Here is a 19,878-nt window from a genome sequence, read left to right as displayed (position 1 = left end):
TCTTGATTCCTCCTTTTGGATTGGTTCGCCAAATTAATTCTAAAGGATTTCAAGGTGTCTTTTCTATTGTTTTGGAAAATAAAAAAGATATTGGTGGAATTCCACCAACATCAAAAAGTATAGAGCCGAAAAAACAGAGATTCTCTGATTTTGTTCCAAGTTCTTTTTTGAAAAAGGGAGAATAAAGCGAATGATTTGGGCAGCTAAGCCTATAAATTTATTATGCTTTGCCTCGAGTAATCGCAGAGGCAGGCTCCACAAGGTATATTCGTAGCTGGACAGCTAGCTCTAATATAAGGTATGAATGTTACACATTCATCTATCATCGTACGCATACCATCCCACTAAATGTTCCTACACAAGTGGAACTGGTAATTCTCGATTTGCCTATAAAGCTGCGGAGATATTCGCTTGTTTCTCTTTTTTATGTGGTGAAAAAATAAGACCTGGAATACTATAAATGCGTGAACGGAAATGATAAAAATTACGATAACCATAGGCAACTCGCTTGAGGACTTTAATCTTTTTGGCTTTTCCATTGACACAAATGAAACTCATCGCTTCTTGACAGCATTTTGTTGTCTTGAATTCATCGATACATAGAATTTTCGGAAGAAACTGTCAATTAGAACGATAGGAAGCAGAGAGTTCTTCCATTAAGCGAAGAATGGTCACATCTGAAACAAAATGTTTTTGAGCAATCTGTTTTCTAAAGACATTTTTCTTTAAATCAAGCATAATTTGTAGACAGAGCTGCTTAGACAGATGATGATGTTTTTTAATCAACTCTGTATGAGCATGAAAGCTTTTTCCACACTCATGACAAAGAAATTAGGAGCGGTCAGCTCTAAGGATATCAAACGCTCATTAAATACAGGAAGTTGGGCTTGGGTAAGGTGGTGGCCGTTCTTAATTATTTGTCCTTGATTTATTACCTCGCATTTCTCACAATGTGTTGGTTGATAGGTCAGAGTTGCCTTGATTACCTTAGCCTGAACACCTTTCATTGGTCTGTATTCAAGCCAATCCTCTCCAAAGGAGAGGTGTTTATCTGTTAGTCCGAGCAACTTTCTGGTATTTTTATCCGTAGGGAGCAACCTTTCTGATGATTTGTGGTTTTAGTCGATTTCATTTTATTAGTTTGTTGTTCCTTTTTGTGTTTGAACACTCAAAAAAGTGTTGGCAGATTTTCCACCAACACAAAATATTATAAAACCAAAGAACAACAGCTGCCGGCTGTTGTTTTTTTATTTTTTTGAACTAAAACGTGTTCTTTTATGAGTGTTGTCAAGGTTTAGAATATTTTTAAAGCATATAATAAAAATAAAATTTATGTCTTATTTTTTATGTTATTATTTTTTTATTTCATATAATATTTGTTTTTGAGAAAAAGGTTGTATGAACCAACGGGTTATGAAATAATGGAGAGAAAGTGATTAGTATTTCTTTAAGGAGTTGAAGGTATGAATTTTGTAAAAAGAGCACTTTTCAGTGTTTCACGTAGAAAAGGTAAATCTATTCTATTATTTGCTGTTATTTTTATTTTAGGAAATGTTATTGCAGGAGCAATTGCTATTCAACAATCGACTGCCAATGTTGAGAAAAACGTTAAACGCCAGATGGGCGCTATGGCGACCGTTGAGTTGGATTATGAGAACAATCAAGATGAGTTTATGAAAGAAGATTTGGTCATTGAAAATCTATCAGAGGATTTGATTAAACAGATTGGTGAATCTTCCTACGTAAAATACTATGATTACAATGCGACATCGTGGGTTCAGACTGAAAAGCTGAAAAGCGCTGTTATGGAAGAAGAGTCTGGCTATTCTGCAGATAATACCTTCACATTAAAAGGATCAAATTATAATAAAATACTGGATATTGAAGAGAAAAAGATTAATCTAATCGAGGGGCGCGTGCTCACTCAGGAAGAGATTGATAGCGGTAAAAATGTTGCACTAATTTCATCAAAAATTGCAGAAAGCAATGGACTTTCTGTAGGTGATCAGATGGTAATGGATCGTGTCGCTTATGACTACAACGAGAATGGGGAAAGCTCAACCCTATTCAAAGTTGATATTCCGTTGGAGATTATTGGTATTTTTGAGCCGGCTTCTGTAGAGATGAAAAAAGATAATGGGGAAGAAAATTCCGGCAGTATGATGGATCAGCAGTATTTATCTATGGAACAGCTAAATACGGTGTATACGACGAATAAAGTAGTAATTGAAAACGAAAAAGCTTTTTTTGAAAAATATAAAGCAGAAAGCCCTGCTGAAACGCAGGAAGATTTAAGTGAAGTAGATGAACAGGAGGAATACTATGTTCCTGTATATGTTCTGAAAAACGTCGATGATGTGGAAGCGTTCAAGGAAGAGGTTCAGCCGTTATTGCCAGATCTTTATGCAGTAAAGGCGTCAACAGATCAGTATGATCAAATTGGCGGCAGCATGAAGAGTTTGTCAAAGATTTCTGGTTATGTGGTAATGATTTCTATTATAGCCGCATTGCTGATTATTTCTTTGGTGGTTCTGCTATTCATGCGTGATCGTAAGCATGAGTTGGGAATCTATCTGTCGCTTGGAGATAAGCGCGGTCGGGTGATGAGTCAGATTGTTATAGAAATGCTGATAATTAGCGGGATTGCATTGCTTTTATCTTTAATTAGCGGAAATATTCTGGGTAAGGTAGTTTCAGATTCATTACTTAATAGTGATATTCTGACAAGTACCAATAATGGTGCAAATGATATGATGTATTACGGAATGTCCTCTTTAGGCGTTTCAGATTTAACAACTGAAGATATTATGAACTCCTACAAGGTTGAATTTTCACCAGCCTATATTATTACGTATCTGGTCGTAGGATTGGCAACAACATTACTGTCGGCGATAGTACCGCTGCTGTATATTCTTCGATTGAATCCGAAAAAAATCATGATGTAGGAGGGAAAGAAAATGGCGATTCTTGAAACAAAAAAATTAGATTATTACTATCAGGACGGAGATCGGCGTCGTTTTATTCTTAAGGATACTAGTGTTTCTTTTGAAAAAGGCAAATTCTATACGATCTTAGGACATTCTGGTTCGGGAAAAACGACATTTCTATCAATGATTAGCGCATTGGATACTCCTAAATCAGGACAGGTGCTTTTCAAAGGAAAAGATATTAAAACTATGGGTTATGACAAATATAGAAGAGATGCTATCAGCATTATTTTCCAGAGCTATAATCTGGTTCCATATTTGACTGCTGTAGAAAATGTACTAGTAGCGATGTCGATTACAGATAACCAGTTACCGGATAATCAGCGTGAAGTTGCCTACAACCTTTTGGACTATATTGGTATCAACAAGGCAAAAGCTGATCGGCTAGTCAATCAGCTTTCCGGGGGAGAACAACAGCGTGTAGCAATTGCTCGAGCGCTGTCTACTAATGTGGATATCATCTTAGCCGATGAGCCCACAGGTAACCTTGACGAGGAAATGGAACAGGAAATTGTAGATATTTTTACAAAGCTGGCAAAAGAGCATGATAAGTGTGTGATTGTCGTGACCCACTCCAATGAAATTGCCAAACAGTCTGATACGACATATTATTTGAAAAAAGGTGTGTTGAAGGAATATGAGTGATTTTTTATCTAACTTTAGCGGGGGAAACTACGAAAAGACCCGTCAAGATAAACTTTACGATAAGAGTAAAGGGAAGAAAAAAGAAGCGGTTAAGCCGGAGAAGACTGACGCGGAATCATTAGAGACAGCTCAAAATCAGGTGAAATCTGATCACCAGCAGCCTGTGAGGCAGCCAGAGACAGTAGCGCAAAAGCCTGTTGTAGAGTCCCAGCGTCCAGATGAAGGAGACTTGTCTGTAGAGGATATGCTGAGAGCTAGAAAAAAAGAAAAAAAAGTGCGGAAGGTAAAAGAACCAACGGTAAAAAAAACACCAGCTCCCAGACCAGTCAGTAATGATGGCGAGTATGGTGATGAATTAATGGAAGTAGATACCGGCTACCGCAGAAAAAAAATAATTAAATATGTGATTTTTGCTTTACTGGCTGTTGGGGTTATAGCACTGGGATTTTTTGGCTATTATCAAATGAGTCATGTAAAGGTACCGGATTTCACTGGAAAAGAGCTTGCCGAAGTTCGAACATGGTCTACAGAAAATGATGTAAAGCTTAAAGTCGAACAGATTTATGATTTTGAAGCAGAAACAAATACAATTATTTCTCAAAGCAAGAAAACCGGAAAAATCAAAAAGGGAACTGAACTGACTGTAGATGCAAGTTTAGGTCCCGATCCGGAGGAGGGGCTGCCGCTACCTGACTTTGGAACAATGAATCGGACAGAGGTTAGCGACTGGATACTACAGAATAAAGCGGATAATTTAAGTGTAATAGAAGAATATAGTGCGTCAAAAGCTTCAGGGGAATTCATTAAACTGGAAATGGTATCCAAAGATGTAACTGCGGAAACTTACAAGAGAAAAGATAAAGCAAAAGTCTATTATTCTAAAGGTCCTGAAGTCTACGAGAAAACTATAGAAGTTCCTGATTTTACTGGGAAAACCAAAGAAGAAGTGGAAGAGTGGACGAAGAAAAACGAACTGACAATTGAAGTATCGGAAAATGATTCGGATACAGTAGATGCTGGAAAAGTCATTTCTCAAAAAGAAGCAAAAGGAACTAAGCTTGCGAAAAAAGATAAATTCCCAGTTGTAATTTCAGCTGGAAAAGCTTATGTAGTTCCTGATTACTCCCAAGTATCTATGAAGTCTGCTGAAGGAAATGCAGATATTCAAGTCGTACAGCTATACAATGATACAGTACCTTATGGCGGTTTTGTCAGCCAGTCGATTGCTGCTGGAGAGACTTTCAAAGCTAGTCAAAAGCCTGGTGTTCAAGTAACCTATTCCATAGGAAAACCGTTTTTGAAAGATTTACGTAATGATACAATGGAAGGCGATGTTCAAAAAATATTTTATGATGAATATCAGCAAAAGGGTGCACCACTTACCTATCAAATCTACTATATCGATTCAGAAGTGACGAAGGGAACGGTCGTTGAAATGAGTAATTATAATGAATTCGTTCCAACAAATGCAGTGATTCGAATCGGCATTAGTAGAGGAAATGTTACCAAACAGGAGCAAAAAAATTCTGAGAATCCAACGGATTAAAGTTTTTTTAAATATCCAAGGAGCAGCGAGAATGGGGCAGAAGTGTTTAATCCCGAGAACTAAGTAGGTACTGTTCAACATCAGCTTATCCCTCGCTGTGTTTCACAGCAATAAGACGGATTATCCGAAAATTGTCAAGAAACACTACGAGGGAACCAAGCAGATGTTGACTGATTCTTACCTGGTGTTCTTCAAATTTTTGTGAATTTCAGCTTATTTCCGAAGGACTTGCTCCTGCGGTTACTCGTCGCAGTTTAATGCTAGCGAGTGCTCCTGCGATTACCCGTCGCAGTTTAATGCTGGTATGTGCTGCTTCCGCCGTTTATCCGAATTCCATGTGAGTGGACATAACTCAATGAGTTGTGTCCTACTCACGTTTTTTTGTCTAGACTCATTATTTGCAGACAGCATTTCAGTTTCTTAACAATTAAGAAAATTTTACTGTTTGCATAGGTTTTTCTGAAACTTATTGCTATAATAGTCTAGATGTATAAATCCTGTTAAGTAATAGGGAGGCTGTACTAGATTTTATAGTGTATAAACCAGCTTATTTAACAGAATTTGTATAGATTTTTTAAAATGGAGGGAAAAGAAATGTTTCGTTTTTTTCCGCAAAAAGATAAGTATATTCAGGAAGAAGCTGAATATTTATTTGATAAAGATGGCATTATTCCAAAACACATTGCAGTAATCATGGATGGAAATGGCCGCTGGGCCCAAAACCGCAGACTGCCAAGAATTGCCGGGCATAAGGAAGGCATGAATACTGTAAAAAAAATAACGAAGCATGCTAGTAAATTAGGTGTCAGGGTATTGACGCTGTATGCCTTTTCAACAGAAAACTGGAAACGTCCTTCTGAAGAAGTCAATTTTCTGATGCAGCTTCCAGTAGATTTTTTTGATACATTTGTACCAGAGCTGATTAAAGAAAATGTACGGGTAGAGGTCATGGGCTATAAGGAATTTCTGCCGGAGCATACACAGGATGCTGTAAAACGAGCAATTGAGCAGACGAAGAATAATACAGGAATGGTATTGAATTTCGCATTAAATTACGGGTCGAGGGCTGAGATTGTGACTGCCGTACAACATATTGCGGAACAGGTAAAATCAGGAGAAGTTGCTCCGGAAGCAATCAGCGAAGCTGCAATTTCCGATGCTCTGATGACTGGCTTTTTATCCGAAGAGCTTCGTGATCCAGAGCTGTTGATTCGGACGAGTGGAGAAGAACGGATTAGCAATTTTCTGTTGTGGCAAATTGCCTATAGCGAGTTTTTCTTTACCGATGCTTTGTGGCCTGATTTCAATGATGAGCTTTTAGAAACAGCAATTGCATCATTCCAAAACAGGAACCGCCGCTTTGGCGGACTGAAGGAAACGGAGGAAGAAAAAATATGAGACAACGTGTGATTACAGCAGTTGTTGCCTTAGTATTATTTATCCCAATTATCGTTTATGGAGGGATTGCAGTTGAACTTACGGCTGCCGCTTTAGCAGCAGTTGGGGTCTATGAGTTATTTAAAATGAAGGGCTTGGAGCTATTAAGCTTTGAAGGAGTCCTTGCAGTACTGGCAGCAGTTGTGCTGGTTTTACCTAAAGAACGCTGGTTCTTCTTTCTACCGGAAAAAACAGATAACTTTATCCTGTTTTATTTAATGGTAATGATTTTATTGGGAGCGTTGGTAGCTTCTAAAAATACGTATAGTATTTCCCAGGCTGGCTTTCCTGTAATTGTAAGTTTATATGTCGGCGTTGGTTTTCAAAATTTCGTTGCTGCAAGAAGCAGCGGACTAGTTGTTCTGCTGTATGCTTTGTTTGTTGTCTGGGCGACAGACATAGGTGCTTATATGGTAGGGAGAAAATTTGGTAAGCGGAAGCTGCTGCCTTCTGTCTCCCCGAATAAAACAATTGAAGGATCGATTGGCGGAATCCTTTCCGCTGTGGTAGTTGCTGTGCCGTACCTATTGTTCGTACCCGGAAAGGAAGCATTTACTTATAGCCTGCCGGTTATGATTGTTATGACAGTCATTTTCTCAATGGTTGGTCAATTTGGCGACCTAGTGGAATCGTCTATTAAGCGTCATTATGAAGTCAAGGATTCAGGGAAAATATTACCGGGACACGGTGGAATATTAGATCGTTTTGACAGTTTGCTTTTTGTTTTTCCAATCATGCATTTGTTCGGCTTGTTCTAAAAAACTGAGAAGGGATGGTGAGAAAACTCTGATCCTTCAGAGTTTTTCTTTATGATTAAAAAAATTGCATTACTTGGTGCTACAGGCTCAATCGGTTCCAGTACGGTTGACGTTGTGACAGCCTATCCAGACCGGTTTCAAATTGTTTCATTGACATTTCATTCAAATATCATTAAGGGCAGAGAGCTGATTGAACAGCTTCAGCCTGTCTATGTCGGTGTCGGCACAGAAGAGCTAAAAAAGGAGCTGGAAATATCTTATCCCAAAATTGAGTTCGGCGTAGGTGAAGCGGGAATGGTTCGCGCAGCAACGCTTGCTGAAATTGATGTTGTGCTTACGGCTGTTACCGGAAGTGTGGGTCTGCGGCCTACACTAGCTGCTATCGAAGCAGGAAAAGACATTGCTTTAGCGAACAAGGAAACATTGGTGATGGCAGGTCAGTGGGTAATGGCCGCTGCTGAGAAGCATCAAGTATCGATTTTACCCGTTGATAGCGAACATTCAGCCATTTTTCAATGTTTAGAAGGAGCACATGGAAAGACTAATTTGAAAGAAATTGTAATCACAGCTTCTGGCGGCAGCTTTCGAGATTTGAGCCGGGAGGAGCTTAAGGATGTAACACTTGAACAGGCATTAAAGCACCCGAATTGGTCAATGGGGGAAAAAATAACAATAGACTCTTCAACAATGGTCAATAAAGGCCTTGAAGTGATTGAAGCCCATTGGTTATTTAATATAAACTATGATAAAATAAAAGTTGTTTTACATAAGGAAAGTATTGTTCATTCAATGGTGGGCTTTAAGGATGGTGCATATTTGGCACAGCTGGGTCCAAGCGATATGAGAGAACCCATTCAGTATGCATTGACTTATCCGGAACGTATGCCGATAAAAAATGAAAAGCCATTTGATTTATCTGAATTAGGACAGCTGAATTTTGCTTCCATGGATTTGGTACGTTTTCCGATGCTGGCTTTAGCTTTTAGAGCGGGTGAAAAAGGCGGGGCGTACCCAACGGTTTTCAATGCAGCGAATGAAATAGCGGTAGCAGCTTTTATCAATGGAGAGATTTCTTATCTTCAGATTGAAGAGCTGATTACTAAAGCGGTATCTGAACATCAGGAAGTGCCGTCGCTTACATTGGATGATGTAATTGCTATTGATAAAGAAACACGGATACTCGTGAAACGATGGATAAAGGAAGAAGGAAATTTATGAAAACAATTATTACATTTATCATTGTCTTCGGAATTCTTGTGCTTGTGCACGAGTTCGGCCATTTCTTTTTTGCCAAAAGAGCGGGCATTTTGGTTCGTGAATTTGCGATTGGTATGGGCCCTAAGATTTTTTCTCATCAGGGGAAAGACGGTACTGCATATACACTGCGGATTCTACCGGTAGGCGGTTATGTACGAATGGCAGGAGCTGAAGAAGACGAAGTAGAGCTAAAACCAGGTATGATGCTCTCCCTAATGGTCAATGAGGAGAATAAGGTCATTAAGATTAATACCAGTAAAAAAGTTCAGCTTCCCAATAGTATTCCTATTGAGCTGCTGGAATATGATCTTGAAAAAGAGCTGTATATCAAAGGATATGAAAATGGCGATGAGTCAGAAGAAGTAACATATACGGTTGACCACGACGCGAATATTATTGAACCAAATGGTGTAGAGGTACGGATTGCACCAGTTGATGTCCAATTTCAGTCAGCTAAATTGAGTCAGCGGATGCTGACAAACTTTGCCGGACCGATGAATAACTTCATACTGGCGGTAATTTTATTTACGGTTTCTGTATTTATGAGCGGTGGTGTCACTGTAACGAACACGAATCGAATTGGTGACGTACAGCCGAATAGTGTAGCTGAAAAAGCCGGTCTTAAAAAAGACGACCAGATTTTGTCAATTGACGGGAAAAAGGTGGACGACTGGCAAGGAATGATTACACTGATTCAGGAAAATCCTGAGAAGCCATTAGCCTTTGAAGTGAAAAGCGGAAATGAAACAAAGGAACTGACGGTTACTCCTGAAAAGGATGCAAACGTTGGTAAAATTGGTGTGAGTGTCCCCAGAAAGGACAGTTTGACAGATAAGCTGTTGGGCGGGGTCACTGAAACAATCAATAATTCTACAATGATATTTAAAACACTGGGTTCCCTTTTTACTAGCTTTAACTTAAATAAACTTGGTGGACCAGTAATGATGTTCCAAATGTCTTCAGAAGCATCAAAAGCCGGCATCGAAACAGTTATCTGGCTGATGGCAATGTTGTCTGTAAACTTAGGAATCGTTAACTTACTGCCTATTCCTGCGTTGGACGGCGGTAAGCTGGTATTGAATGTTTTAGAAGGCGTTCGTGGTAAGCCGCTGAGTCAGGAAAAGGAAATGATTATCACTTTAGTCGGTGTGGGTCTTGTTATGCTTTTAATGATTCTTGTCACCTGGAATGATATTCAGCGTTTCTTTTTCTAATTTACTGCTGATTGCTTACCAACCTTTTCTGTTGCCTGTCCAATGATGTTGGGACAAAGCAAGTGTCAGGGCTCTTAAAGAATACCTGAACTCTTTTAATCATAGAAAGCATAAAATTAGTGTTTAGTTGAATAGCTTACTGGGGGAACTGAGCAGGATTGTGAAGGGAAACGCGCGAACAGCGGTTTTGTATGCTTCCTGTCTACTCAAAAAGTATATTATTCAGCTTTTCTTACAAAGGAGAAATTTTAATGAAACAGTCAAAAATGTTAATACCAACCCTGCGCGAGGTGCCAAATGATGCAGAAGTATTGAGTCATCAGATATTGCTGAGAGCCGGCTATATCCGTCAGGTTTCTGCGGGAATCTACTCTTATTTGCCTTTAGCTAACCGTGTATTGGCAAAGCTGAAAAAAATCATGAGAGAAGAATTCGACAAAATCGGTGCAGTGGAAATGCTAATGCCTAGCCTGCTGCCAGCAGAGCTTTGGAAAGAATCAGGGCGGTATGAAACATATGGACCGAATCTTTATCGCTTAAAGGATCGAAATGAGCGGGACTATTTGTTAGGTCCTACCCATGAAGAAACCTTCACTGAGTTAATAAGAGATGAAGTAAATTCTTACAAAAAATTACCGTTAAACCTTTACCAAATTCAAACAAAATACCGTGATGAAAAACGTCCTAGGTTTGGATTGCTGCGTGGTAGAGAATTCATCATGAAGGATGGCTATTCATTCCATGCTAACGATGAAAGTTTGGACGAAGCATATAAGGATTATGAAAAAGCTTATTCAGCCATTTTTGAGCGCTGTGGTTTAGAATTTCGTGCGATTATCGGCGATGGTGGTGCAATGGGTGGTAAGGATTCAAAAGAATTTATGGCAATTTCAGATATTGGTGAGGATACAATTTGCTACTCCACTGAAGGAGATTACGCAGCAAATCTGGAAATGGCAACAAGCCTTTATACACCTAAAAAATCTCATGAAAGTCAAGTAGACCTTGAAAAAGTGGCTACCCCAAATGTAGGCACGATTCAGGAGGTTGCTGAATTTTTTGAAATCGAACCACAAAAGATTATTAAATCTGTTTTGTTTATCGCTGATGAGGCGCCTGTAATGGTTCTGGTTCGAGGAGATCACGAAGTTAATGATGTTAAACTAAAAAACTTCCTTAATGCTGATTTTCTTGAAGAAGCAACGGAAGAAGATGTGAAAAAATATATTGGTGCTGACTTTGGTTCGATTGGACCAGTTGGTTTAGCTGAAGAAGTGAAGTTATATGCAGATTTTCATGTTCAGGATTTGGCAAATGCTGTTGCTGGGGCCAACGAAACAGGCTACCACTTGAAAAATGTTAATCTTGAAAGAGATATTCAGCCGCTAAGCTATGAAGACCTGCGTTTTGTCCAAGAAGGAGATCCTTCACCTGATGGTAATGGCGTTTTAGCCTTTACTAAAGGCATTGAAATCGGTCATATCTTTAAGCTGGGAACACGCTATAGTGAAGCGATGGGTGCGAACGTTCTGGATGAAAACGGCAGAGAGATTCCTGTGATTATGGGCTGCTACGGAATTGGAGTTAGCCGTCTGCTTTCAGCGATTGTTGAACAGAATGCGGATGAAAATGGTATTAACTGGCCGAAAGGAACAGCGCCTTTTGATTTGCATGTTGTACAGATGAATATTAAAGATGATTATCAAATCCGTCTAGCTCAAGAAGTAGAGGAACTAATGAATGCTGCCGGCTACGAAGTGTTGGTAGACGACCGTAACGAGCGTGCCGGTGTTAAGTTTGCTGATGCAGATTTAATTGGCTGCCCAATTCGGATTACTGTAGGTAAGAAAGCTGTAGATGGCGTTGTTGAAGTAAAAATTAAAAAGACAGGTGAAATGCTTGAAGTCCGTAAAGAGGAACTGGAAAACACCTTGTCTATTTTACTAAATTCAGAAAACAATTAAGTGAAGAATAGCTTGTCCTGGAAACTTTTTCGGGACAAGTTTTTTTATAAGCTGGTGGAAAGATAGCTGCTTTTTTTAGATAGCTTACTATCAGTTAATGCAACTGCAATTCGTTGGGACCGTTTCAAATTTTGTAGGGATTTTTTCTCTGTAAGTTGTTTTAAAGTAGAAAAAAGCAAGTTGTTTGTAAAAGAATAGCAGCAAGACTATCATGAAAAAGTACAAAAAATTGGAGAGGTGTGATTAGAATGGTGGAAAGAATTTCTTTGGAACAGTCAGCATTAGATTTCAGTGAAGCGAATGCAAAGGAACCATTTATTTATCAATTGCCGGTGGAAGAAGCACGTGCCTTATTGGAAAAGGTTCAGGATTCTCCCATTAATAAGTTTGATGCGGAAATTGAAGACCAGCTCTGGGATTTGGGTACGAATGGAACGATTAATGTCCGAACTGTAAAACCTAAAGCAGCATCAGAAAAATTACCTGTAATCCTCTACATCCATGGTGCAGGTTGGGTGCTTGGCAGTGCGCATACCCACGACAAATTAGTTCGTGAATTAGCAATAAGAACAAATTCGGTCGTTTTTGTACCAGAATACGATCGAGCGCCGGAAGCAAAATATCCTACTGCTATTGAACAATGCTATGCAGTTCTTGAAAAAATAACTGAAAATGCAGAAGAACATTATGATACAAGCCGTTTAACAATAGCCGGTGATAGTGTTGGCGGAAATATGGCGACAGTTGTAGCTATTCTGGCAAAGGACAGGAAAGGCCCGAACATCAAGCAGCAGCTTCTCTACTATCCCGTGACGAATCACAGTTTTGATACCAAATCTTATCATCAGTTTGCCACTGACTATTTTTTAGCAAAAGACGGAATGAAATGGTTTTGGGATAATTATTTACCAGAAGGTCAGGATTCTACAATTAAAACAATCTCGCCGCTACAAGCAACAAAAGAAGAGCTCCAGGGACTTCCCGCTGCGATGATTTTAAACGGAGAAGCAGATGTTTTAAGAGATGAAGGAGAAGAATATGCCCGGCATTTACGAGATGCAGGTGTGGAGGTAACACAACTGCGTTTCCAAGGAATGATTCATGATTTTGTGATGGTGAATTCAATGGATCAAAGTAATGCAGCCAGAGCTGCAATGGATGTATCTGTTGATTGGATTAACAAAAAGAATATGGAAGCTTAGGCTAAATATTTTCATACAATATGGAATTCCTCATGCAAACAGAAATATGAATCGGCAATATTTTTCTGAGTCTTCCTTTTTAAGTAAAGGAGTTGTGGTAGAAATTCATACCGGAGTTAGATAATCACTGTTTAAGTATTATCGAAATGAATTACGAGATGAACTGTGTAAAGAAGCTAAGGATAAAAAAGTCCTTGGCTTCTTTACGTGTACTGCCTGAATTTGTAGTTTTTTTAATGGTACAAGAGGTAAAAATACATGCGTAAAGCAATAAAACATGAAGGAAGGTCTGATTGTATTTCATAGAATTAAATAGTATACTTAACAATGTTCGGTTCTCTGATTTGGGACTGGAAGATGGCTGAGAAAAGCGGGGTAAAAGCTTATATATTCAACATTTTATCCCTAAAATGATTTTCTTGGAAAATCACTTTTACTTTGTATAATTGTGTAAATCAGCCTTTAAATGCAACGTGTATTTTTGAATGTAAAGAGGGTCAATGGAAATAGAGGAGGTTCGAATTTTGGAACAGGAAAGAGAACTATTTTTAAAGCTGCTGGATCAGATTCAGTTGGATCATTCTGAAAGAGAGCATCCCGTTTTAAAAGAGGGACGTATAAAAAAAGTAATGGTTCATCAAAAAAGCCGCTTGTGGGAGTTTCACCTTGAGCTACCTGAAATTATGCCGGTTATGTTGTACCAGTCGTTTATTCAGCATATGGAGCTTGCATTTCAGTCGATTGCAGATACATCTGTGACGATTTCCAGCGGCAACGGCGGAGCTTTTACAGAGCAGCAGCTTGTTGATTACTGGCAGCTGGCGTTATTGAATAATCAATGTGATTCCCCCTTAGTTCAACGAGTAGTAAAAAAACAGACACCTGTTATTCAAGATCAGAAAATCATTTTGCCTGTTGACAACGAAGCAGTCATTCCCTATCTAAAGCAGCAGTATCTGCCTATCATCGAGCAGCTATACAGCCAGTATGGCTTTAAAAAATTTCACATTGAACCGAAGATGGATCAGGAGCAAGCAGAGCGCGTCTTGAAGCTTTTCGAAGAACGTAAGCAAGAACAGGCTGAAGCTTTTCAGCAGCAGGCAGCTGAGTCTCTTGTAAAGCATGAACAACGGAAAAAAGAAAAGCAGGAAAGCGGTGCAGGAGCATTGGATGGACCAGTCAGATTGGGGCGTAACATCCCTGCTGACGAACCGATTATGCCGATGGGAAATATTCTCGAAGAAGAACGTAGAGTGACCATCGAAGGATACATTTTTGATAAAGAAATTAGAGAGCTGCGTTCTAAACGTAAAATTCTTATTCTAAAAATTACTGATTATACCTCGTCTTTTATTGTAAAGAAATTTTCAAACGGTGAAAAAGATGAACAGGTTTTCGAAGCAATTCAAAATAACAGCTGGATTCGTGTGAGAGGAAGTATTCAGGAAGATACTTTCATGCGGGATTTAGTGATGAATGCTCAGGATTTGATGGAAGTTGCCCATGAAGTGAGAAAAGATTATGCTCCTGAAGGAGAAAAACGGGTAGAACTTCATCTTCACAGCAACATGAGTACTATGGACGCGACAAATAAAATTGGCGATTTGGTGGCTCAGGCTGGAAAATGGGGACACAAAGCGATTGCAATAACAGATCATGGCGGTGCCCAGTCATTTCCTGATGCCCATGCGGCTGGTAAAAAAGCCGGCGTGAAAATTCTTTACGGCTTAGAGGCCAATGTAGTAGATGACGGTGTGCCAATCGCCTACAACGAAGCGCATATTGAGCTGCATGACGCAACTTATGTTGTTTTTGACGTGGAAACGACTGGACTTTCAGCGGTTTACGATACAATTATTGAGCTGGCGGCCGTAAAAATGCATAAAGGGAATATCATTGAAACCTTTGAGCAGTTTATTGACCCTGGACATCCTCTGTCTCAAACAACCATAAATTTAACGGGGATTACGGATGAAATGGTTCGCGGCTCCAAGTCTGAAAAAGAAGTACTGACAATGTTCAGAGAATTTTCAGAGGGAACGATTCTGGTTGCCCATAATGCATCATTCGATATGGGATTCTTGAATACCAGTTATGGAAAATACGACATACCGGAAGCTGAAAATCCAGTGATTGATACGCTGGAACTATCCAGATTTTTGCATCCGACATTTAAAAGTCACCGGTTGAACACCTTGTCTAAAAAATTCGGCGTCAATCTTGAACAGCATCACCGGGCGATTTATGACTCTGAGTCGACAGGTCACCTATGTTGGATTTTCTTAAAGGACGCTAAAGAAAATCATGATATGTTTTATCACGATGATTTAAATAGACATATTGGCGAAGGGGATTCATATAAGCGTGCCCGGCCGTTCCATGCAACGATTCTGGCAACGACTCAAGCTGGACTAAAGAATCTATTCAAGCTAATTTCAATGTCTAATGTCAACTATTTTTTCCGGATACCTAGAATTCCCCGTTCTCAGTTGAATAAGCTGCGGGAAGGTCTGATTATCGGTTCGGCCTGTTCAAATGGTGAAATTTTTGAAGCGATGATGCAAAAAGGGGTAGAAGAGGCAAAAAACAAAGCAAAATTTTATGATTATATTGAGGTCATGCCCAAAGCAGTTTATGCGCCGCTACTAGAGCAGGAGCTGGTAAAAAATGAAAAAGATTTGGAGGAAATCATCGGCAATCTGGTTAAAATCGGTAATGAGCTTGATAAGCCGGTAGTCGCAACGGGCAATGTTCACTATCTAAATGAAGAAGACAGCGTTTATCGGAAAATCCTTATTGGATCAATGGGAGGAGCGAATCCGCTCAATCGTCATAGCTTACCGGCTGTTCACTTCAGAACTACCGATGAAATGCTGACAGCCTTCCAGTTTTTAGGTGCAGATGTTGCTCAGAAGATTGTAGTAGAAAATACCAATGCAATCGCTGATATGTGTGAAGAAATCACACCGGTTAAGGACGATTTATACACGCCGAAAATTCCGGGATCTGAGGATGAAATCCGAAATCTCAGCTATAATCGTGCCAAAGAGCTTTACGGTGACCCATTGCCGGATATTGTTGAGAAACGCTTGAAGAAGGAACTGGATAGTATCATTGGTAACGGCTTCTCCGTTATCTATCTGATTTCTCAAAAGCTGGTGCATAAGAGTATGGAAGATGGTTATCTGGTTGGTTCACGGGGATCCGTTGGCTCTAGCTTTGTAGCAACGATGACTGGAATTACCGAGGTAAATCCGTTGGCGCCTCACTATCACTGTCCAAACTGCCAATATTCTGAGTTCTTTGAAGACGGTTCTTACGGTTCAGGATTTGATATGCCTGAGAAAAAGTGTCCTGAGTGCGGCGCTCGTTTATTTAAAGATGGTCATGATATTCCATTTGAAACCTTTTTAGGTTTCCACGGAGATAAAGTTCCCGATATCGATTTGAACTTTTCTGGTGATTATCAGGCGGAAGCCCATGGCTATACTAAGGTTCTCTTCGGTGAAGAATATGTGTATCGTGCAGGAACGATTGGTACGGTTGCCGATAAAACCGCGTATGGTTATGTAAAAGGATATGAACGGGACCATAATCTCCATTTTCGCAGTGCGGAGATTGATCGTCTGGCGAAAGGTTCGACAGGTGTGAAGCGGACAACTGGTCAGCATCCAGGGGGGATTATTGTTATCCCCGACTATATGGATGTGTATGATTTTACGCCTATTCAATATCCGGCAGATGATCAGGATGCTGAATGGAAAACAACGCACTTTGATTTCCACTCCATTCACGATAACGTATTGAAGCTGGATATACTGGGGCACGATGATCCTACTGTTATTAGAATGCTTCAGGATTTATCTGGTATTGATCCTAAAACAATTCCTACAGATGATCCGGAGGTTATGCGGATTTTTGAAGGAACAGAAGTATTAGGCGTGACACCGGAACAGATTTTTTCTAAAACGGGAACATTGGGCATCCCAGAATTTGGTACTCGTTTTGTACGTGGTATGTTGGAAGAAACCCATCCTTCAACATTTGCAGAGCTGCTGCAGATTTCCGGCCTTTCTCATGGAACAGATGTATGGCTGGGAAATGCTGAGGAGCTGATTCGAAGAGGAGAAGCAAATCTGGCAGAAGTGATTGGCTGTCGGGATGATATCATGGTTTATCTAATCCATGCCGGACTTGATGATGGTATGGCCTTCAAGATTATGGAAACGGTGCGTAAAGGATTGTGGAACAAGATTCCGGATGATCTTCGAGACACATATTTAAAGGCAATGAAAGAAAATAAAGTACCAGAGTGGTATATTGATTCCTGTTCGAAAATCAAGTACATGTTTCCTAAGGCCCATGCGGCCGCTTATGTACTTATGGCACTGAGGGTTGCTTACTTTAAAGTGTATTTCCCAATACTGTACTATTGTGCATACTTTTCAGTTCGGGCAGATGACTTTGATCTTGTGGCAATGTCTCAAGGAAAAGAAGGGGTGAAAGCTCGTATGAAAGAGATTCAGGATAAGGGCTTGGAAGCATCTACCAAGGAAAAAAACCTGCTGACTGTTCTCGAGCTTGCGAATGAGATGATTGAACGAGGCTACAAGTTTAGCATGATTGATTTGTATAAATCTGATGCGGAAAATTTTGTGATTGACGGCGATACATTGATTGCGCCTTTCCGTGCAGTGCCGAGTTTGGGACTAAACGTGGCCCGGGCAATTGTTGAGGCAAGGAAGGATCAGGAGTTCCTGTCAAAAGAAGATTTGGCCAACCGAGGCAAGGTATCCAAAACGCTGATAGAATATATGACTGAAAACGGCGTTTTAAAAGACCTGCCGGACGAAAATCAGCTGTCATTGTTTGATATGCTGTAGAATTGATGAGCTTGAAAAACAGTGTTGAAAATGACGTAGGCTGAGTGCCAGGCAAAGGCAAACATTGATTGAATAAGTGATTGAAGAAGCTAGAAGATTTAGGGGGTTGGAACATTAGTGGATGCTTCCAGCTCCCTAAAGCCGTTTCAAAGGCTCTATGCTTGGTGGCTTGAAGTGAAGCAAAGCTTTGGATAGCTTCGATTTCATCAAACTCTAAATGTTAAACTACAAGGTAGGCGACTAATTAAAATGCTTATTAGCTAAAATTCTTCTTTTCTTTTCATTTAAAGACAAGTACAATAGAGGAGTATTAAATTTTAGGAGGAAAGAAATGAAAAAGACGTTAAGAGTTCTATTTGGGGTGTTTTTATTAGTTGTTTTAGTTGGTTGTGGTGCTAAAACTGAAACGGATACGTTCAGTCAGTCGCCAATGACCGGTACAAAAGTATCAATCATCGTTGAACATGAGGGCGATAAAGTTACGAAAGTATCTGGAAAAGCCGTTATGGACAATGAAGTACTGCAAATTACTGATGAAGATATGGCAAAAGAAGTAGCTAAATCTTTTGAAGAATCTAGCGGTTTAGGCGATGCTGAAATGAAATACACTGAAAAAGAAACAATCATCACTTTTGATGCCCCTGATGAGAGTGTTGGCGTAGGAGCCAGCTTCAAAGAAGGCGAAGAAGCGTTGACTGAAATAGGATTCGAAAAAGAATAATTACAGATACATTAAAAGTAACAGGCGAGGTATTCGAAAGAATATCTTGCCTGTTACTTTTTTACTAGTAAAAGAGCTATAAGCTTTTTACGGATGTAAACTGTTGTCTTCAACAATCAGCGTGGGTCTAATTAGATGATGCATTTCTAATTAAGTTGAACCAGATTTTCACTGGTACCCGTCTGGTGCATATCGTAAAGACTACCTAATGAGCTTTCCATAAGGATTTGCGAAGCTTCCAGAGTGTAGAAAGCAATATGGGGCGTGACAAGCACATTATCCAATGTTAACAGCTGTTCAATATAAGGATGTCTTTCGATTTGTTCTTCCTTTGTTTTATTAATATACAACTGCTCATTTTCCAGAGTGTCCAGCCCGGCGCCGGCAATTTCTTTTTCTGTTAGCGCAGTCAGAAGTGCATGGGTGTCGACTAACGGACCTCTAGCTGTATTGATTAAGAGAGCAGTCGGTTTCATCAGCGAAAGAATGTCTTTATTAATCAAATGATGGTTTTCAGCTACATATGGGGCGTGAAGGCTAAGAATATCTGCCTGGCTAGCAACTGCTTCCAATGAATCCTCATAAGTAAGTAAATCCTCTAAACCATTTTTGGGATACTTATCAAAAGCCACAACATTAGCACCTAGCGCTTTGAATAGCTGAGCAGTGGTTAAGCCAATATGACCAGTGCCGATGATTCCCACTGTTAAATCATGAATTTCCCGACCGATTAAGCCATCTAACACAAAGTTTTGGTTTTGTTCCCGCTGCAGCAGACGAGGAATGCGGCGAAGCAGCATCATCGACAATGTCAATGCGTGTTCGGCAATCGCACGAGGGCTATATACTGGAACATTTACTGCTTTAATGTTATATTTTTCTAGATATTTCTTGGAAAGTCCATCAATACCGGCGGAACGTGTGGAGAGCAGCTGGATGCCGTATTCCGCCATTTTTTGATACATCGCTTCTTCATGCACAGCACTCATTTGCTGGAATGAAATAGCGTCTGCTCCGTTAGCTAATTCGACCGTTTCAGAATTGAGCTCACTACTGCTTGTTTCGATGGAAATCTTATGCTCAGCCGCCCATTTTTCAGCAACTGGTTTTTCTTTGGCACCAATACCGAAGATGAAAATTTTCATGATAATCTTCCTTTCTAATTTTCATTTTACGGAATTTTTAAGTTAATTCCCAGTATATTGTTTTAAGTTATCTCTAAAACAGATGAGAATAATCTTTTAAAACCTTTAATTTTTTCAAT

Annotated in this window: 14 protein-coding genes; 12 read left to right on the top strand and 2 right to left on the bottom strand. The window is 39.7% G+C overall.

Features of this window, described 5'->3' with window-relative positions; genetic code table 11:
* The coding region (locus tag ACYSNQ_RS15320) for a hypothetical protein (RefSeq protein WP_426084456.1) at window positions 1-185 on the top strand (185 nt) is incomplete at its 5' end.
* 202 nt (window positions 186-387) lie between these two features.
* Here the strand turns inward: ACYSNQ_RS15320 and ACYSNQ_RS15315 are convergent.
* Window positions 388-558, bottom strand: a complete 171-nt coding sequence (locus ACYSNQ_RS15315) for a transposase (protein WP_426084455.1) — start codon at window positions 556-558, stop codon at window positions 388-390.
* A gap of 905 nt (window positions 559-1,463) precedes the next feature.
* Here ACYSNQ_RS15315 and ACYSNQ_RS15310 point away from each other — a divergent pair.
* The 11 genes from ACYSNQ_RS15310 to ACYSNQ_RS15260 all read left to right on the top strand — a co-directional run bounded on the left by ACYSNQ_RS15310 (window position 1,464) and on the right by ACYSNQ_RS15260 (window position 18,614).
* A complete protein-coding gene (locus tag ACYSNQ_RS15310; RefSeq protein WP_426084454.1) occupies window positions 1,464-2,945 on the top strand; it encodes an ABC transporter permease in 1,482 nt (493 codons plus the stop codon).
* A gap of 12 nt (window positions 2,946-2,957) precedes the next feature.
* On the top strand, window positions 2,958-3,632 hold the full coding sequence (locus ACYSNQ_RS15305; protein WP_426084453.1) for an ABC transporter ATP-binding protein: 675 nt from the start codon (window positions 2,958-2,960) through the stop codon (window positions 3,630-3,632).
* Window positions 3,625-5,178: a PASTA domain-containing protein gene (locus ACYSNQ_RS15300; RefSeq protein WP_426084452.1), complete on the top strand. Its 1,554-nt coding sequence runs from the start codon at window positions 3,625-3,627 to the stop codon at window positions 5,176-5,178. Before ACYSNQ_RS15305 ends, ACYSNQ_RS15300 begins: the two co-directional genes overlap by 8 nt.
* A 594-nt stretch (window positions 5,179-5,772) precedes the next feature.
* On the top strand, window positions 5,773-6,576 hold the full coding sequence (locus ACYSNQ_RS15295; RefSeq protein WP_426084451.1) for an isoprenyl transferase: 804 nt from the start codon (window positions 5,773-5,775) through the stop codon (window positions 6,574-6,576).
* Window positions 6,573-7,373 carry a phosphatidate cytidylyltransferase gene (locus tag ACYSNQ_RS15290; RefSeq protein WP_426084450.1) on the top strand — a complete coding sequence of 267 codons (801 nt, stop codon included), beginning with the start codon at window positions 6,573-6,575 and terminating at the stop codon, window positions 7,371-7,373. Before ACYSNQ_RS15295 ends, ACYSNQ_RS15290 begins: the two co-directional genes overlap by 4 nt.
* A 51-nt stretch (window positions 7,374-7,424) precedes the next feature.
* Window positions 7,425-8,591 carry a 1-deoxy-D-xylulose-5-phosphate reductoisomerase gene (locus ACYSNQ_RS15285; RefSeq protein ID WP_426084449.1) on the top strand — a complete coding sequence of 389 codons (1,167 nt, stop codon included), beginning with the start codon at window positions 7,425-7,427 and terminating at the stop codon, window positions 8,589-8,591.
* Window positions 8,588-9,844, top strand: a complete 1,257-nt coding sequence (gene rseP / locus ACYSNQ_RS15280) for an RIP metalloprotease RseP (protein ID WP_426084448.1) — start codon at window positions 8,588-8,590, stop codon at window positions 9,842-9,844. The genes ACYSNQ_RS15285 and rseP overlap by 4 nt, the downstream gene beginning before the upstream one ends.
* A gap of 251 nt (window positions 9,845-10,095) precedes the next feature.
* Window positions 10,096-11,808, top strand: a complete 1,713-nt coding sequence (locus ACYSNQ_RS15275; RefSeq protein ID WP_426084447.1) for a proline--tRNA ligase — start codon at window positions 10,096-10,098, stop codon at window positions 11,806-11,808.
* A 248-nt stretch (window positions 11,809-12,056) separates the two neighbouring features.
* Window positions 12,057-13,010 carry an alpha/beta hydrolase gene (locus ACYSNQ_RS15270; protein WP_426084446.1) on the top strand — a complete coding sequence of 318 codons (954 nt, stop codon included), beginning with the start codon at window positions 12,057-12,059 and terminating at the stop codon, window positions 13,008-13,010.
* A gap of 500 nt (window positions 13,011-13,510) precedes the next feature.
* The gene (locus ACYSNQ_RS15265; RefSeq protein WP_426084445.1) at window positions 13,511-17,893 is read left to right on the top strand and encodes a PolC-type DNA polymerase III; all 4,383 of its coding nucleotides are present in this window, start codon (window positions 13,511-13,513) and stop codon (window positions 17,891-17,893) included.
* A 331-nt stretch (window positions 17,894-18,224) separates the two neighbouring features.
* Window positions 18,225-18,614: a DUF1307 domain-containing protein gene (locus tag ACYSNQ_RS15260; protein WP_426084444.1), complete on the top strand. Its 390-nt coding sequence runs from the start codon at window positions 18,225-18,227 to the stop codon at window positions 18,612-18,614.
* 146 nt (window positions 18,615-18,760) lie between these two features.
* Here the strand turns inward: ACYSNQ_RS15260 and ACYSNQ_RS15255 are convergent, their stop codons facing one another.
* On the bottom strand, window positions 18,761-19,759 hold the full coding sequence (locus ACYSNQ_RS15255; protein WP_426084443.1) for an NAD(P)-dependent oxidoreductase: 999 nt from the start codon (window positions 19,757-19,759) through the stop codon (window positions 18,761-18,763).
* Between the last annotated feature and the right edge of the window lie 119 nt (window positions 19,760-19,878).

The sequence above is a fragment of the Enterococcus sp. LJL51 genome (assembly GCF_054871795.1).
The sequence above is the reverse complement of the archived record's forward strand: the minus strand, read 5'-3'. Positions and strand labels throughout refer to the sequence as shown.

Excerpts from the sequence above, each read along its gene's own strand:
- ACYSNQ_RS15315 (WP_426084455.1), bottom strand. The coding sequence starts at position 558 with ATGAGTTTCATTTGTGTCAATGGAAAAGCCAAAAAGATTAAAGTCCTC.
- ACYSNQ_RS15310 (WP_426084454.1), top strand. The coding sequence starts at position 1,464 with ATGAATTTTGTAAAAAGAGCACTTTTCAGTGTTTCACGTAGAAAAGGT.
- ACYSNQ_RS15305 (WP_426084453.1), top strand. The coding sequence starts at position 2,958 with ATGGCGATTCTTGAAACAAAAAAATTAGATTATTACTATCAGGACGGA.
- ACYSNQ_RS15300 (WP_426084452.1), top strand. The coding sequence starts at position 3,625 with ATGAGTGATTTTTTATCTAACTTTAGCGGGGGAAACTACGAAAAGACC.
- ACYSNQ_RS15295 (WP_426084451.1), top strand. The coding sequence starts at position 5,773 with ATGTTTCGTTTTTTTCCGCAAAAAGATAAGTATATTCAGGAAGAAGCT.
- ACYSNQ_RS15290 (WP_426084450.1), top strand. The coding sequence starts at position 6,573 with ATGAGACAACGTGTGATTACAGCAGTTGTTGCCTTAGTATTATTTATC.
- ACYSNQ_RS15285 (WP_426084449.1), top strand. The coding sequence starts at position 7,425 with ATGATTAAAAAAATTGCATTACTTGGTGCTACAGGCTCAATCGGTTCC.
- rseP (WP_426084448.1), top strand. The coding sequence starts at position 8,588 with ATGAAAACAATTATTACATTTATCATTGTCTTCGGAATTCTTGTGCTT.
- ACYSNQ_RS15275 (WP_426084447.1), top strand. The coding sequence starts at position 10,096 with ATGAAACAGTCAAAAATGTTAATACCAACCCTGCGCGAGGTGCCAAAT.
- ACYSNQ_RS15270 (WP_426084446.1), top strand. The coding sequence starts at position 12,057 with ATGGTGGAAAGAATTTCTTTGGAACAGTCAGCATTAGATTTCAGTGAA.
- ACYSNQ_RS15265 (WP_426084445.1), top strand. The coding sequence starts at position 13,511 with ATGGAAATAGAGGAGGTTCGAATTTTGGAACAGGAAAGAGAACTATTT.
- ACYSNQ_RS15260 (WP_426084444.1), top strand. The coding sequence starts at position 18,225 with ATGAAAAAGACGTTAAGAGTTCTATTTGGGGTGTTTTTATTAGTTGTT.
- ACYSNQ_RS15255 (WP_426084443.1), bottom strand. The coding sequence starts at position 19,759 with ATGAAAATTTTCATCTTCGGTATTGGTGCCAAAGAAAAACCAGTTGCT.